At 63.2% G+C, this 15,323-nt stretch carries 17 protein-coding genes; 7 read left to right on the top strand and 10 right to left on the bottom strand.

The window, feature by feature from the left end; genetic code table 11:
• Window positions 1-276 precede the first annotated feature (276 nt).
• The 3 genes from pdxR (at window position 277) to HWY30_RS31675 (ending at window position 2,974) form a co-directional block, all read left to right on the top strand.
• Window positions 277-1,869, top strand: coding sequence for a MocR-like pyridoxine biosynthesis transcription factor PdxR (pdxR, locus tag HWY30_RS31685; RefSeq protein ID WP_090807912.1), 1,593 nt, complete (start codon window positions 277-279; stop codon window positions 1,867-1,869).
• 195 nt (window positions 1,870-2,064) lie between these two features.
• Complete coding sequence (locus HWY30_RS31680; protein WP_090810299.1) at window positions 2,065-2,397, top strand: hypothetical protein; 333 nt, start codon at window positions 2,065-2,067, stop codon at window positions 2,395-2,397.
• A 184-nt stretch (window positions 2,398-2,581) separates the two neighbouring features.
• Window positions 2,582-2,974, top strand: a complete 393-nt coding sequence (locus tag HWY30_RS31675) for a flavin reductase family protein (protein ID WP_090807910.1) — start codon at window positions 2,582-2,584, stop codon at window positions 2,972-2,974.
• 6 nt (window positions 2,975-2,980) lie between these two features.
• Here the strand turns inward: HWY30_RS31675 and HWY30_RS31670 are convergent, their stop codons facing one another.
• The 3 genes from HWY30_RS31670 to HWY30_RS31660 all read right to left on the bottom strand — a co-directional run bounded on the left by HWY30_RS31670 (window position 2,981) and on the right by HWY30_RS31660 (window position 4,421).
• A complete protein-coding gene (locus HWY30_RS31670) occupies window positions 2,981-3,478 on the bottom strand; it encodes a GNAT family N-acetyltransferase (protein ID WP_090807908.1) in 498 nt (165 codons plus the stop codon).
• Between the two features lie 138 nt (window positions 3,479-3,616).
• Window positions 3,617-3,880 (bottom strand): PQQ-binding-like beta-propeller repeat protein, encoded by a 264-nt coding sequence (locus HWY30_RS43130; protein ID WP_090807906.1) that lies wholly within the window; start codon window positions 3,878-3,880, stop codon window positions 3,617-3,619.
• A gap of 157 nt (window positions 3,881-4,037) precedes the next feature.
• The gene (locus tag HWY30_RS31660) at window positions 4,038-4,421 is read right to left on the bottom strand and encodes a hypothetical protein (RefSeq protein ID WP_090807904.1); all 384 of its coding nucleotides are present in this window, start codon (window positions 4,419-4,421) and stop codon (window positions 4,038-4,040) included.
• A gap of 152 nt (window positions 4,422-4,573) precedes the next feature.
• Between HWY30_RS31660 and HWY30_RS31655 the strand changes: the two genes are divergently transcribed.
• Window positions 4,574-5,254: an AraC family transcriptional regulator gene (locus HWY30_RS31655; RefSeq protein ID WP_090810297.1), complete on the top strand. Its 681-nt coding sequence runs from the start codon at window positions 4,574-4,576 to the stop codon at window positions 5,252-5,254.
• 288 nt (window positions 5,255-5,542) lie between these two features.
• Window positions 5,543-6,907: an MFS transporter gene (locus HWY30_RS31650; RefSeq protein ID WP_090807903.1), complete on the top strand. Its 1,365-nt coding sequence runs from the start codon at window positions 5,543-5,545 to the stop codon at window positions 6,905-6,907.
• 61 nt (window positions 6,908-6,968) lie between these two features.
• Here the strand turns inward: HWY30_RS31650 and HWY30_RS31645 are convergent, their stop codons facing one another.
• Both HWY30_RS31645 and HWY30_RS31640 read right to left on the bottom strand, forming a co-directional pair.
• Window positions 6,969-7,802 (bottom strand): AraC family transcriptional regulator, encoded by an 834-nt coding sequence (locus HWY30_RS31645; RefSeq protein ID WP_090807901.1) that lies wholly within the window; start codon window positions 7,800-7,802, stop codon window positions 6,969-6,971.
• 45 nt (window positions 7,803-7,847) lie between these two features.
• A complete protein-coding gene (locus HWY30_RS31640) occupies window positions 7,848-9,341 on the bottom strand; it encodes a DHA2 family efflux MFS transporter permease subunit (protein ID WP_090807900.1) in 1,494 nt (497 codons plus the stop codon).
• Between HWY30_RS31640 and HWY30_RS31635 the strand changes: the two genes are divergently transcribed.
• The gene (locus HWY30_RS31635; protein ID WP_143037231.1) at window positions 9,340-9,834 is read left to right on the top strand and encodes a DUF6402 family protein; all 495 of its coding nucleotides are present in this window, start codon (window positions 9,340-9,342) and stop codon (window positions 9,832-9,834) included. The genes HWY30_RS31640 and HWY30_RS31635 overlap by 2 nt on opposite strands.
• Window positions 9,831-10,208 (top strand): hypothetical protein, encoded by a 378-nt coding sequence (locus tag HWY30_RS31630; protein ID WP_090807896.1) that lies wholly within the window; start codon window positions 9,831-9,833, stop codon window positions 10,206-10,208. Before HWY30_RS31635 ends, HWY30_RS31630 begins: the two co-directional genes overlap by 4 nt.
• 88 nt (window positions 10,209-10,296) lie before the next feature.
• Here HWY30_RS31630 and HWY30_RS31625 read toward each other — a convergent pair whose 3' ends face one another.
• The 5 genes from HWY30_RS31625 to HWY30_RS31605 form a co-directional block, all read right to left on the bottom strand.
• The gene (locus HWY30_RS31625) at window positions 10,297-11,520 is read right to left on the bottom strand and encodes a dienelactone hydrolase family protein (protein ID WP_090807894.1); all 1,224 of its coding nucleotides are present in this window, start codon (window positions 11,518-11,520) and stop codon (window positions 10,297-10,299) included.
• 33 nt (window positions 11,521-11,553) lie between these two features.
• Entirely contained in the window at window positions 11,554-13,194 is a 1,641-nt protein-coding gene (locus tag HWY30_RS31620) for an AMP-binding protein (protein WP_090807892.1), read from the bottom strand.
• A gap of 84 nt (window positions 13,195-13,278) precedes the next feature.
• On the bottom strand, window positions 13,279-13,674 hold the full coding sequence (locus HWY30_RS31615) for a RidA family protein (RefSeq protein WP_090807891.1): 396 nt from the start codon (window positions 13,672-13,674) through the stop codon (window positions 13,279-13,281).
• Window positions 13,671-14,114: an acyl-CoA thioesterase gene (locus HWY30_RS31610; RefSeq protein ID WP_090807889.1), complete on the bottom strand. Its 444-nt coding sequence runs from the start codon at window positions 14,112-14,114 to the stop codon at window positions 13,671-13,673. The genes HWY30_RS31615 and HWY30_RS31610 overlap by 4 nt, the downstream gene beginning before the upstream one ends.
• A complete protein-coding gene (locus HWY30_RS31605; RefSeq protein WP_090807887.1) occupies window positions 14,111-15,322 on the bottom strand; it encodes an acyl-CoA dehydrogenase family protein in 1,212 nt (403 codons plus the stop codon). The genes HWY30_RS31610 and HWY30_RS31605 overlap by 4 nt, the downstream gene beginning before the upstream one ends.
• Window position 15,323 lies beyond the last annotated feature (1 nt).

Below are 15,323 nucleotides of genomic sequence, written 5' to 3'. Positions count from 1 at the left end.
CACGCCAAACGTCGTAGTCTTCATTTCGAGCCCTCCTTACCCTCAGTGGTCGTTTTGACACCACCACTTTGGCACTCTGATGCCGTCGGGTATAGCGAGGGCTCCGCCGTTCCTAATGCCTCTCCTATCCGACGCGGGAGGGAGGCGTCCATACCATCTCCTGTCGATGAATGGGCGATGCCGGAGGATGCCGATGCGTGTCGATGCAGGAACGATACGGCAAACGTGGTATGTTCAAAAGATCCACGACATGCTTATTCGATAGGTCCAGCCACCATGATCGAAATCATCGGACCGCTCGTCCATGCGGACGACGCGTTCGCCGCGAGCGGCGCCAGCGGGGCCAAGCGGCCCGCGCCGCTGCAAAAGCAGCTGATCGAACGTCTGCAGCAGGCGATTCTCGCCGGTCGTCTGCCGGCCGGGTCGCTGCTACCGTCGTCGCGGCTGCTCGCCGCCGAAATGGGCGTGTCGCGCAACACGGTCGTGATCGCATATGAGCATCTTGCCGCGGTCGGCTACGTGATCGCCGATCGCCAGGGCACGCGCGTGAGCCCGCTGTCGAGCCCCGCCGCGCGCGGCGAGCGGGCGGCGGCGTCGGCCGCGCCGGAGGTCGTATACGCGGCGCGCGTCGAGCAGTTCGCGGCGTCGCACAAGCACGCCGACAACGGGTACGCGCTGACCCCCGGCACGCCCGCGCTGGACCGTTTCCCGCTTGCCGCGTGGCGGCGCGCGCTCGAACGTGCGATGGAGCGCGCATTACCGCGCGCGCTCGGCTACGGTATGCCGGTCGGCGAGCCCGCGCTGCGCGACGCGATCGCCGCGCATCTGCGGATGGCGCGCGGCGTGCGCTGCGATGGCTCGCAGGTCGTGATCACCGAGGGCGCGCAGGAGGCGCTGAACCTGTGCGTGCGACTGCTGACCAATCCCGGCGATATCGCATGGATCGAGGACCCCGGCTATCGCGGCGCGAAGGCCGCTTTCAACGCGGGCGACTTGCGCACGCTGCCGATTCCCGTCGACGCCGAAGGCATGGCCGTGCCGGCCGACGCGTGGCACACGCATCCACCGAAACTGATCTACACGTCTCCCGCGCATCAGTATCCGACCGGCGCGGTGCTGTCGGTGGCGCGGCGGCTTGCGCTGATTGCCGAGGCGCGGCGCTGCGGCGCGTGGCTGATCGAGGACGATTACGACGGCGAGGTGCGTCACACTGGCGAGCCGATCGCGAGCATGCAGGGCCTCGTCGACGCGGCGCCCGTGCTGTACGTCGGCTCGTTCAGCAAGACGATGTTTCCGGCGCTGCGCATCGGCTTCGTCGTGCTGCCTCGCGCGATTGCCGCGCACGCCGCTGTTGCGCTGCAAGAGATGCTGCGCGGCGGGCATCGGCTGGAGCAACTGGCGCTCGCGCATTTCATCGAAAGCGGCGAATTCGGGCGGCATCTCGGGCGGATGCGGCGGCTGTACCGCGAGCGGCAGCAGGCGCTGCGCGACGCGCTGGCCGAGCATTTTCCGGCGGCGACGATTCTTGGCGGCGATTGCGGCATGCATCTGACGCTGCGGCTGCCGGCGTCGCTCGACGATCGCGCGCTCACTGCGCGGGCGCAGGCGTTGGGGTTGAGTCCGCGCGCGCTGTCGGGGTTTTCGATCGGGGCGTCGGAGCAGACGAACGGGCTCGTGATCGGGTATGGCAATACGGAGGCGGAGCGCTTGGGGCCCGCGGTGAAAGCGCTGGCGGAGGTGGTGCGGGAGATGGAGGGCGAGGCGCGACCGGCTGCGAAGCGCGCGTCAAAACGGGGCGGAAAAACCGTCGTCCGGTCCCGCAAAAAACCCACCCCGCCACGCCGTACGCCCGCCACTCCGGGCATGTAAGTTTTACGTCTGTCCGCTTGGCCCATGTCGCGCTATCGTGTCGTATGCGCGGCGACTTTGCAGGTCCAATGTGCTGGTTTGCCCGCATGTGCCGCGGTTGCCCGTCCCGTCGCGCGGCGGGTGTGGCGCCGGCGATGGGCACGAACAATGCGTTCAGTGTGGTTATCGATGACGATCTATCCGACCGGAGACGACATGAAGGAAATCGAACCGACCCCGTGGTTTGACCTTGCCATCCATACGCCCGTACGCGAAGGCTGGTACGAAGTGCAGTTGGCGAGCGGGGACACGGCGTTTGCGAAATTTGGCGACGGCGTGTGGACCGAAAAGCCGTTGCTCGTATTCACGCACTGGCGCGGCCTGTGCGCCGATCCCTCGAAAGCCGCGGACGGCGCGGCCGAGTCGGTCGGCGCCGAAGCCACCGCGGCGCAGGGCGTGCGCGCCGCCTGGAACGCGTTCTTCCCGGGACTCGGCGAAGAGCAGCACAAGCCGCTCAATGCGGTGCCGAACGGCAAGGCGCCGCATTGAGGGTCCCTTGAAATTCGTTTGAAGTCCGGTCGGGTGGCGGCTTGTGGGCCGCCGCCCGGCAGTTCGATTCGGCCGCCATCCGCGCGTGGTTCGAATCGCTCTCGTATCGCTCGGCCCTGCGCCGCATCGCATTTCTTCCGCCCCGCTACAATCAGCGTCATCCTTTCGACGCCATCACGATGCTATGAACGCCACCCGAGAAACCGTGGAATTGTCGCGCGCGACTCAACTGCTCAATCACGGACCCGTCACGCTGATCACGAGCGCACACGATGGTCGATCGAACGTGATGGCCGCGTCATGGGCCATGCCGCTCGACTTCAATCCGCCGAAGGTGGTGGTGGTCGTGGATAGCCGGACGCTGACGCGTCGCCTGATCGAGGCGAGCGGCGTGTTCGGGCTGCAGTTGCCGAGCCGCGGTTTCGCTGCGCAAACGCTCGCGGTCGGCACGCACGCGGGCGTCGAACTCGACAACGACGATCCCGACCTGCGCACATGCCATTACGTGGCCGGCGGTACCTTCTTCGCGACGGGCGATGCATTCGAGGTGGCGCCCGTCGCGGCGTCCGCGCAGTGACCGGGCTTAGGTGCTCCGTTCGGTTTCGCCTTCGGCGAATGCTTTGAGCGCGTCGCCGGCGAGACGATAGCGTACCCATTCGCTTTGCGGATTCGCGCCGATCGACTTGTAGAAGCCGATGGCCGGCTCGTTCCAGTCGAGCACGCTCCATTCGAATCGGCCGCAGCCCGTTTCGCAGGCGATTTGCGCGAGATGGCGCAGCATCTGTTTGCCCGCGCCGCTGCCACGCGATGCGGGCGATACGTACAGGTCTTCCAGATAAAGCCCCTGTTTGCCGAGCCACGTCGAATACGAAAAGAAGTACACGCAAAAACCGACTGGCTCGCCGTTCATTTCGCAGATCAGCGCTTTCGTGGGCGCGCCCTCGGAAAACAGGCTCTTCTCGATGTCTTCGACGCCGGCGACGACTTCGTGCTCGGCTTTTTCGTAGATCGCGAGTTCGGTGATGAAGCGCAGGATCAGGGGGGCGTCGGAAGCGGTGGCGGGGCGGATGTGGATCGTCAAGGTCTAGTGCTCGGTGAGTTCGGTGATGACTGCCGGCCGGCGGGCGCTACGCGCCAAATGCGCCGGCTTCGGAACAGACTCACATCGTAGCAAAGAGCCAAAGGCCCCGCCGCGAACGGACGGGGCCTCGGGCGTTTCCTACAGACCGAAGGCGAACAATTTCAGCGGCCCCGGTCCACTCGTCGAGCCAGAGCCCCAGAACACCACGCCGTCCGCAATGGCCGGCCCGGCATTGCATGCACCCCCGCTATTGAATGACCACAGGACTTTTCCGTTGGAAGAATCGAGCTCGTACATCGTGCCATTCGTGTAATCGAGATTGCATTCGAAGATCACGCCATTGGCGACACCGACGGCTGCCTCCGCGCGGCTTCCGAGCGGGTCCGGCGTGGTCCACGTCACTGCGCCGGAATTCGCGTTGAGCGACGCCCTTCTACATCCCTGCCGGGTTCGCCGGCGAGAGTATGACGGGGTGGTGCGATTCGCGGCTGATTGGATGATTGCCCGGCATGAGCGCGCGTTCGGACAGGAAGAGAGACCGAATCGGCACTGCCGCGCTTCAACCCTCCGGCAACACCGACTTACCGCGTCGCTTTTTCGGCTTAGGCTCGACACCCACTCGCGGGTCCCGCTCCAGCACGAGTGCCGTCAACTGCTCGACAGTGTCTTCAAACGCAGGATCCTCCTGCGGCACGTAAAGCCATTTCCCAAGCACCGGGTGAGGCTGCAACGCAGGCATATCGGTAATCAGAGCAGCATGGCGTTCCCGCGACGTACAGACGAGCAGCCCATTCCACGGCTTATCGCGATCGACGGCAACCAGGCACAATAGCCCATCGATATACGCAGCGTCGCTACCAAACATCCGCCGACGCATATACGTCGGATCGCGTTCGAACGCGTCGAAGATCCACAGGAGCGAATTGCTGATCGAAGAGGGCATCGGCGGACAATCTCAGGAAGCGCGGGTGAACGAAGATAAGTTTACGTAAATTCTCCAGGCTCGGCAGCGAGCCAATTGAAGATCGAGCAAGTCCCGCTAGGTAAGATGTGTCCAACCTCGGCGACCATATCGAAACTCGCACGATCCAGACCATGTTAGCTCACACAGACGCCGCCGCTGCCTACACAAAGCGCTTCGAAGCCGTTCTCGCCTATATCGATGCAAACCTCGAGGGCGATCTGTCGGTCGACGCGCTAAGCCGCATCGCAAACTTCTCGATGTTCCATTTTCATCGACAGTTTGTCGCGTATGTCGACGTGCCCGTCGCACGCTACGTGCAGTTGATGCGCTTGCGTCGCGCGGGCCGCCGCCTCGCGCCGCAGGCGTCGTGCCCGGTTCTCGATGCCGCGCTCGAACATTGTGGTTCGCTCGGACTCGTTAACGAGAGTGCGCGCAAGTTCATCGATTGGCGTATTCAAAGCGGACAATCACCGGTGGCGTCGAGCCGAACCTTCGGCATCCCGCACGGCAATCCAGACACCGTGCCAGCGGATGAATTCCGTTTCGATATCTGCGGAGAGATCGACGAGCCGGTCGCGCCGAATCTCTATGGCGTGCGCGAACTCGTGATGCCCGGTGGACGGTGTGCGGTGGTTCGGCACACGGGATTGACCGACCACATCGGCGAGACGATGTACCCGGTCTATCGCGACTGGTTGCCTTCGAGTGGGGAAGAGTTGCGGGACCATCCGCTGTTTTTCCACTACCTGAGCGTCTATCCTGAGACGCCGCTGGATCAGTGGCAGACGGATATCTACATTCCGTTGGTCTGATTGGGATGGGTGTGATGAGCATGTGAGATGCCTGCTAGCGCGAAGCAAGTCGCTCCCCATTCTTCGCGAAAGCTCATCTCCGAAGCCGCGGTTCGTTCGAAGTCCAATTCGATTTCGGCATCGGTATCAATTGCATTGAGCGAGGGTTGCCGGATTGCTAATTCGGCAAAAAATGCAATTTCGAAATGTCTCTGTTTTCGCTGCAGGTACCTCGCGTCCTCGCTGGAACCACGCAATACCTCAAATGTCAAAAAAAGACGTCACCCGTCCATTTTGGGGAGATATCAAATGGCTGCCACGCAATCAGGGGCGGTGCCCCTCTCGGATGAGGAGGCTCGGCGCCAGTTGCGCCGTGCTGTCATCGCCAGCACGATTGGTACCACAATCGAATGGTATGACTTCTTCCTGTACAGCATTGTCACGGGTCTTGTATTCGCGAAACTGTTCTTTCCTGAATCGGACCCGCTCGTCGGCACACTGCAAGCTTTTCTGATTTACGCTGTCGGCTTTATCGCGCGGCCGGTGGGCGCGGCGATTTTCGGCCACTATGGCGATCGCATCGGACGTAAAGCCACGTTAATCGTGACGCTCTTGCTGATGGGACTCGCGACGTTCGCCGTGGGCTTTGTTCCAACCTATGCGACGATCGGTATCTGGGGGGCAATCCTGCTCACGGCGCTGCGCTTCATTCAAGGTGTGGGCGTTGGAGGCGAGTGGGGCGGTTCGGTGCTGATGTCGATGGAGTGGGCACGTACCAACAAGCATCGCGGTTTCATCGCGTCCTGGCCGCAGTTCGGCGTACCGGCGGGATTGTTCGTCGCGAATCTGGTGGTGCTTGCCATCAGTCAGATCTCCGGCAGCGCATTTCTCACCTGGGGCTGGCGGGTGCCGTTTTTCCTCAGTATCGTGCTGGTCGCGATCGGCCTTTATATCCGCTTGAGTATCCTCGAGACGCCTATCTTCGCGAAGCTGCTCGCTGAGCGCAGGATCGAAAAGGCGCCGATGCGTGAAGTATTGCGCCGGCAGCCGAAAGACATTCTTCTGTCGGCTCTTGCGCGTATGGCGGAACAGGCGCCGTTCTATATTTTCACGGCCTTTATATTCACCTATGGTGTGATGAGTCTGGGCGTCACACGCGATCTGTTGCTCACGGCAGTGCTGGCCGCTTCGGTGCTGGAATTCTTCACGATTCCGCTGTTTGGTCACGTGTCTGATCTGATCGGACGTCGACGCATGTATGTGTTCGGTGCCGCTGCTGTCGGTCTATTCGGCTTCCTGTACTTTTTCATGGTTGGAACCCATAACCCGATATGGATCTTCGCGGCCATCGTACTTTCGCTGGTGCCGCATGCGATGATGTATGGTCCCCAAGCCGCGTTGATCGCCGAATCGTTCACGGGGCGCTTGCGCTACAGCGGTGCGTCGATGGGCTATCAGTTGGCTTCCGTCATCGCTGGCGGTCCGGCACCGTTGATTGCGACGGCGCTTTATGCTTACTTCCATTCGGGATTTGCGGTGGCGTGGTATGTCTTCGCGTGCGCGGTGATTAGCGTGGCCGCCGCCATGCGATTGGGCGATTACACGAATAAGGACATTTCGCGGGAATACGACGATGTGCATGCATTGCATGACAGCAGACATGCCACTCCGTGAACGATCAGGCGGATGGCCGGCCACAACGGCCATCCACAACGGCCATCCGCCGAATCGACCATCAACTTTTCAGCGGCAACCAGACTTCGACTCCACCCATCCCCGTCACCGGGTCGAACTGCTCGCCATACCGTTCGAAATGCGGCGCATCGGCAGGCACGTGCCCTGACGCGGGCAACCACTGATTCCAGATCGTATTCATCGTGCGACGAATGCCTGAGATGTGCTCGCGATGAGTGAACACCGCATACCGTTGCGCGGCGATGCGCACACGACTCAACTCTGGCGGCAATGCGGAAAAGTCGCTGACTTCGACGCCGCACATGTAGTCGAAGTTACCCAGTTCATCGGCGTTATAGCCAACGCCATAAGCCACCTTGCCGACCTGTCCCGGCACCCTGCCGTACCAGGCGCCAAAGCGCTGCCATTGGGATGGGATCGCCTTGCTGCTGTCGCACGTATAGCGCTCGCTCAGTCCAGCGACGAGAAACGGTCGCGCGTCTTCGAAGCGCGGCGGGTCCAGACGGGTGAGAAGGGTTTCGTCCATTTTGATCGGCTCCACGATGGTCAGGTTGTCGAGATGACCCCGCGCGCGCAGCGCGTCGGGCGTGAGCCCGAACTGTTCGCGAAACGCGCGCGTGAATGCTTCGTGAGAGCCGTAGCCGGCGTCGAGAGCGACCGCGAGGATGTCGGGCGCACCATCGGCCAGACGTCGCGCGGCCTCGCTCAAACGCCGTGCGCGAACGTAGCGCATCACCGGCATCCCGGTGGCCGCTTCGAACGCGCGCGCGAGGTGAAAGCGCGATACGCAGCCACAGCGGGCGATGTCGTCGAGCGTCAACTCGCCGGCGAAGTGGCTTTCGATATACCAGAGCGCTTTTCCAACCGGGTTCATCTCGGCTCTCATGTCAGCATGAAGCCAGCATAGTCAGCGGCGAACTCACGCATTTGATCGCGCTTGCGGTTTTGCAGCCGCGGCGGAGGGCCGAGACGATTCCGCCGCGTCACCATGCACGCCCGCGGCGCCACCCGCCTGCCCCGGCCTCAGCAACAGCCCACCCAGCACGCCGGCCGCCGCCGCAAAAACCGCCCCAAACAGAAACGCGACGTGATACCCGCTGTTCAGCGCAGCCGCCGCACTCGACGACGCCCGCATCGCCTCGCTACGCGCGGCGGCAAGACTCGCGAGCACCGCAAGCCCGAGCGCCCCGCCCATCATGAACGATGTATTGACGATGCCCGACGCGAGGCCCGAATCGGCGGGATCGACGTCGCTCATCGCGGCGAGCAGCAGCGGATTGAACGCGATGCCCGCGCCAAAGCCGAGCAGCAACATGCCGGGCAACACGTCGGGTACGAAGCTGCCGTCGACGGGCGCGCGCGCGAACAGCGCAAGCCCGCATGCCGCGATCAGCAGGCCGGCCGCGAGCGGACGACGCAGCCCGAAGCGCATCACCACGCGCGCCGACAATCCCAGCGAAAAGAGTCCCATGATCAGGTTCGCGGGCAGAAACGCGAGTCCCACCTGCAATGGCCGATAGCCGAGCACGCGCTGCAGATACAGCGCCGAAATAAAGAACCACGCGAACATCGCCGCCGCCCACAACACGCCGACCAGGTTTGCGGTCGCGACATTGCGCAAACGCAGCAGAGCGAGCGGCATCAACGGGTGTTCGATTCTCGCCTCGATTGCGAGGAACACGGCAAGCAGCGCGAGCCCGACGAACAGCAGGCCGAGCGTTTGCGCCGAAGTCCAGCCCGCTTCGTTGCCGTTGACGATCGCATAGACCGCCAGCATCAGCGATGCGGTCACGCTGAGCGCCCCGGCCACGTCGAGCCGTTCGCCGTGCGCGTGGCCGCGCGCGGCGGGCAGTAGCGCGAGGCACAGCGCGTACACCGCAATGCCGATCGGCAGATTGACCAGGAAGATCCAGTGCCAGCTCAGCAGGTTGGTGAGCAGTCCGCCGAGCAGCACGCCGATGCTGCCGCCGCCCGCGCAGACAAAGCCATACACGCCCATCGCCTTCGCGCGTTCGCCGGCTTCGGTGAACAGATTCATGATCAGCGACAACGATACCGCCGAGACGATCGCACCGCCCAGGCCCTGCACGGCGCGCGCGGCGACCAGCAGCACCTGCGAATTCGCGAGGCCGCAGGCGAGCGAGGCGAGCGTGAAGAGCGTAATGCCGCTGAGAAACAGCTTGCGGTGTCCGTACAGATCGCCAAGCCGTCCGCCGAGCAGCAGGCAGCCGCCGAACGTCAGCATGTAGGCGTTGACGACCCACACGAGCGAAGTTTCGCTAAAGCCGAGATCGGCTGCGATGGACGGCAGCGCGACGTTCACGATGGTCGTGTCGAGCACGATCATCAGTACGCCGAGGCAGAGCACGATTAGCGCGAGCCAGCGTTGCTTGCCGTGGAGGGAATGGGTCATGCGGACGCCCCTTTACGCGGATTCGGTCGATCACCGACGATGGGTTTTCGAGTCTAGCACCCGCACATTTAGCGTCCAACTACGAAATCCTGGGCGGCGGCGCTGCGCGAAGCCGCGCGCGGTGGCGGCTTCGAGCGGGAAGGAAGGCCATACCAGGGTCGCAGAAATCTCAGGTATCTACGTTTATATTAAGGATAGTTACGACTTCACCGACAAGCCTGGCGAGGCGTCGCAATATCTTGGCCATTGGAGCAAAAACGGAGTGATCGTTCTGGCGTACAACGGCGCGATGTCATATCTGAACGAACCGCGATTGTATTTTTCCTATCCCGTTGCACTGGGGAACCCGAAGGTCAGGGGCAACGTGTACTACCCGCTTCACAATAAGGACTTTAGAGAGTGGGCAATAAAACACCAGCGAGGAGGTGACTTCTTGATCTATTCGGATCGAAAGATTGTTCGAATCGACCCACCGATCAAGGTGTATTTATGAAACCGGGGCGATCGATCGGATGGGGCGCTGTAGTGCTCACAGTCGCGTTTGCCGTGCTTCTCGTCGCGACGCACACCGATCACAGGAGTGCGAGCGAATGCATCAAAAGCACGTCAAAAAACGGCCGCTACACTGCAGAGCGATGCCTGCTCCAATGGAGAGGCGGCAACGACCCGGCTTATCTCGGTCAGGTCTACGACGCCGCGTCAGGCAAACTGCTAGTGCGCAGAACCTTCAGCACACCGGTTCCTGAATTGATTTGGGTGGACGACGAAGGCGTTTCATTTTCCCGCGGCGGCGACGACGCGTCGTTTATAAAGCTGCCGCCGTCATTCTATGACCGCATGATCGCCAGATTTTCGTCGATTGGATGATGAGTTTTTCGGTCTTGCATGCCGCGATTAATACGCGCTGCCGGCGCGAGTCATTCGGATGATGCACAGCGACGGCAGCACCACTTCCTTAAACCTTCGACTTACCCCCCATCAACCCATTCGACGGCAACGTCTCATCGAGCAACTTCCTCGCACTTTCAATCCCCGCCACCGGCAAGCCCTCCGGATCGAGCAGCCCCACCTGCACGAGCACCGAAGCCTGATCCCAATAGATATGCTCGTTATAAAGCTTGTCGCCGCGGAAGCACACCACGGCGAGCATCGGCACCTCGAAGTACTTGCCGGTCGGCGCGACGCCCGGCAGCAGCCAGTCGATTTCGCAGCTATGCGTGCAGCTGAAAATGAATTCATCGACGACGCGATCCGAACCGATCGTGCGCGAAATCGGAATCAGCTTCGTGTCGGGCGGATTCGAGTTGACGAAGTGATGCGTGTAAAAGCGCTTCAGATTGTCATGCCCGACGCCGCCTGTCATCGTCGGCACGTGATTGACGTAGGGCTCGGCGACCATCGTCGGCATCACCGCGTCGACGTCGCGTGTCGCGAACTCGTGATAGCAGTGCGCTTCCCACAGCGCGTTCAGATCGTAGACCGGACCGAGCACCTTGCGCAGCAGCGCGAGCGTGCGCGAGTACGCCATCATCGCGGCGGGCTTGTCGTACTGTTTGCGCTGCGGCGCGGCGAACGCGTGATCGCAGCCGGGGTACACGTATTGCTCGATTTGCGCTCGCGTGCGCAGCGCGGCGCTGATGCGCTCGCGCGTTTCGGGTGGGCAGTGCGCGTCGTTTTCAGGGAAGTGGAACACCATCGGGCAGTTGATTGCCGATACTTCGTCGAGATGCGCTTCGAGGCCCACGCCGTAATAGCTGACCGCGCAATCGACGTCGGTGCGCGCCGCGCTCAGAAACGCGAGCTTGCTGCCGAGGCAGTAGCCGACCACGCCCACCTTGCCGGCCTGCTCGGGCAGTTCGCGCAACGCGGCGACGGTGGCGGCGATGTCCTTGACCGCGACTTCGGCGTCGAACTGACCCAGATAGCCGAGCGCCTCTTTCATGTCGGCGTCGCCGTAGCCAAGCGCAATGCTCGGCTTGATGCGCCAGAACAGATCGGGCACGAGCACGACGTAGCCTTCTTCGGCGTAGCGATCGGCGCTCGCTTTCATCGTGTCGTTGACGCCGAAGATTTCCTGCAGCAGCACGAGCCCTGGGCCCGAGCCCTGCGCGGGCCGCGCGACGTATGCGTTGAAACGGCCGCCATCGTGGGCGACGACTTCGATGAAAGAGCCGGCCATGCAGTCTGCCTCCAGTCTCACGAAAGATAGGGGTTACGTCATCATGCGCAACTCGAAACGTTTGAGCTTGCCGGTTTCGGTGCGCGGCAGCGCGCCGACGAACGTAATGACGCGGGGATATTTATACGGCGCGACGTTATTCTTAACGAAATCCTGCAGCTGCGCGACCAGTTTATCGTCGGCGGCGTAGCCCGGGTTCACCACGACGAAGGCTCGCACGATTTGCCCACGCGTTTCGTCGGGCACGCCGATCACGCCGCATTCGGCCACCGCCTCGTGCTGCATCAGCACGCTTTCCACCTCAGGACCGGAGATGTTGTAGCCGGCCGACACGATCATGTCGTCGGCGCGCGCCTGGTAGAACACGTAGCCGTCCGCGTCGAGATAGACCGAATCGCCCGGCAGGTTCCAGCCGTCGCGCACGAAGCGCGACTGCCGTTCGTCGGCCAGATAGCGGCAGCCGGTGGGGCCGCGCACCGCGAGTTTGCCGATCGTGCCGGGCGGCACGGGTTGCATGTCGTCGTCGACGGCTTGCACGACGTAGCCCGGCACCGCGCGGCCGATCGCGTTCGGCCGGATTTCCGCGCCTTGCGACGAAACGAAGATGTGGATCAGCTCGGTGCCGCCGATACCGTCGATCATGTCGATGCCGGTCGCCTCGCGCCACTGGCGCCGCGTCGAATCGGGCAGCGCCTCGCCGGCCGACACGGTCTTCTGCAGCGACGAAAGGTCATGTTGCGCGACGAGCGGCGCCATCTGCCGATAGAACGTCGGCGCGGTGAACATCACGGTCGCATGAAATCGTTCGACCACCTCGAGCAAGGTCTGCGGCGTCAACTTTTCGACCAACACCGTCGAGGCACCGACGCGCAGCGGAAAGCACAGCAGCCCGCCGAGCCCGAACGTGAACGCGAGCGGCGGTGTGCCGCAGAAGATGTCGTTCGCGCAAGGCTTCAGCACATGACGCGGGAACAGGTCGCACATCGCGATCATGTCGCGATGGAAATGCATGCAGCCTTTCGGCGCACCGGTCGTGCCGCTCGTGAACGCGATCAGGCAAATGTCGTCCGCGGCGGTGTCGCTGGCGGTGAAGTATTCGGGCTTGTTGACGGCGAGCGTGTCGAGCGAATCGGCGGAGTCGTCGTGAAAGCGGCGGGTCTGTTTCAGCACCGCGCAGTAGAACTCGTCCCGCGGATTCGTGCAGCGCTCGAGTTCCGCGCTCAGGCGCGCGTCGCAAAGCGCGGCGCTGACCTGCGCCTTCTCGATGATCTGCTTGAGCTCCTTCGCGCGCAGCAGCGGCATGGTCGGCACGACGACGAGCCCGGCCTTCAGCGCCGCGAGTGTGGCGACGGCCATCTGCAATGTGTTCGGTCCGCGCAGCAGCACACGGTTGCCGGGGCGCAAGCCCATTTCATCGACGAGCACATGCGCGCTGCGGTTGACCCGCGCGAGCAGTTCGCCGTACGTGGTGGCTTGCGGCTTGCCGTCCACGTCGGACCAGATCGCCGGCCGGTCGCGATGCCCCGCCTCGATGGTCCGCTCCAGCAGTTCGGTCGCGCAGTTCAGCCTCGGCGGATAGGCGACGTCCGGATTGTCGAGCAGCAAGACGGGCCATTGATCCTGCGGCGGAAGATTGTCGCGCGCGAAAGTATCGACGTGTGCTGACGGTTCCATCATGGTCTCCCGAGGCGTTGAGCCGGAAAATGCGCTTCGTTCGGTGTGAAGGGCTTGCCTGTGCGTTCGGTACCTGTACGACGTTCAGTACGGAATCACCGCGGTGGCTTCGATCTCGACCTTCGCGCGGTCTTCCATCAGCGCGACGACCTGCACCGCGCTCATCGCGATGTCGTAGTCGCCGATCAGCTCGCGAAACGCGCGGCCGATGTCCTTCAGCGATGCGAGATACTCGCGCTTGTCGGTCACGTACCACGTGAGGCGCACGAGGTGTTCGGGCTTGCCGCCCGCTTCGCGCAGCACGGCGAGCAGATTCTTCAGCGCCTGCTCGGACTGCTGCGCGAAGTCATCGGACTGGAACTGCGCCTGTTCGTCCCAGCCGATCTGGCCGGCGATGAACACCTGCGTGCCGCTCGCAGCGACGCCGTTCGCATAGCCGCGCGGCTTGACCCAGCCGGCGGGAAGGAGAGCCTGTTTCATGAGCGATGCGCCTCGATGGAGGGGGCCGATGGAGCGTACGCCGCGAGCGCGCTCGCGACATCGCCGGGAATATCGATGGATTTGCCGCTGTCGAACGATATGAACACGAGCACCTGTTTAGAGCGGAAACGCGTCTCGCCGTTGCAATGGCCGTGAATCTCGATGCCGATCGAACTGCGGCCGATGGTTCGGACCTTGAGCGTGAGCAGGATCGTTTCGCCCATCTGGCTCGGCCGCGAGAACTCGCAGTCGAGCTTGACGATCGGCAGTCCGATGCGGCGCCGCGCGATCATGTGCGCGTAGTCGATGCGCAAGCCCTCGTTGAACCAGTCTTCGACGAGCACGTTGGTCATCACGAGGTACTGCGGAAAGAACACGATGCCCGCGGGATCGCAGTGCGAAAAGCGGATGCGTATGGGCCGCTCGAACGAAGTGCTCATTGCGCATTCCCGTTCGCGGCGGCATGCGCCCTCAACAGATCGCGGCCGACGATCAACTGCTGCACCTCGGTCGCGCCTTCGTAGATGCGCAGCGCGCGGATCTCGCGGTACAGCATCTCGACCGCGCTGCCGCTTTGCACACCCATGCCGCCGTAAAGCTGCACTGCCGCGTCGATCACCTGCTGCGCGCCTTCGCTCGCGTGCCACTTCGCCATCGCGGCTTCGCGCGTGACGCTTTCGCCCTGGTCGCGCAGCCACGCGGCGCGATAGACGAGCAGCGCGCTGCTGTCGATCGTCAACGCCATCTGCGCGAGCTTCGCCTGGGTCAACTGGAAGTCGCCGAGCGTCTGGCCGAACATCTTGCGCGACGCCGCGCGCGCGAGGCCCTCGGCCATCGCATGACGGGCAAAGCCAAGCGATGCGGCCGCCACCGACGTGCGGAAAATATCGAGCGTGCGCATGGCGATCTTGAAACCTTCGCCTGGCGCACCTAGCATCTGGCTCTTCGGCACGCGCGCGTTCGTGAAGCGCAGGCGCGCGAGCGGATGCGGCGCGATTACGTCGATGCGCTCGGCGATGTCGAGGCCCGGCGTCTGCGCATCCACGATGAACGCGCTGATGCCGCGCGCGCCCGGCGCTTCGCCAGTGCGCGCGAACACCACGTAGAAGTCCGCGATGCCGCCGTTCGAAATCCACGTCTTTTCGCCGTCGAGCACGTATTGCTCACCCTCTTCGCGAGCCGCGAGCGCCATCGCGGCGACGTCCGAGCCCGCTTGCGGCTCCGACAGCGCGAACGCGGCGATCGCCGTGCCGCTCGCGACGCGCGGCAGATAACGCGATTTCTGCTCATGCGTGCCCGCGAGCGAGATCGCGCCCGAGCCGAGGCCTTGCATCGCCAGGGCGAAATCGGCGAGGCCCGAATAGCGCGCGAGCGTTTCGCGCAGCAGGCATACGGCGCGCGTGTCGATCGTGTCGCCGTGGCCGCCATAGGCGACACCGCCGACGCCGTATTTCAGCCAGCCGGCGTGACCGAGTTCGCGTACCAGCACACGGCAGGTCGCATCGGTGTCGCCATGTTCGTCATGCGTAAGATGCGCGCGGCACCATGCGTCGATGCCTGCCGCGAGTTCGCGATGACGCGGCTCGAAAAACGGCCACGCGAGCGGGCTGTGCAAATCGATCGGGATGTTCTGATGATCAGCGCTCAAC

It is taken from the genome of Paraburkholderia tuberum STM678, assembly GCF_902833905.1.
Classification (GTDB): domain Bacteria; phylum Pseudomonadota; class Gammaproteobacteria; order Burkholderiales; family Burkholderiaceae; genus Paraburkholderia; species Paraburkholderia tuberum.
Note: the sequence above shows the minus strand (reverse complement) of the source record. Positions and strands in the feature narration are given on the sequence as shown.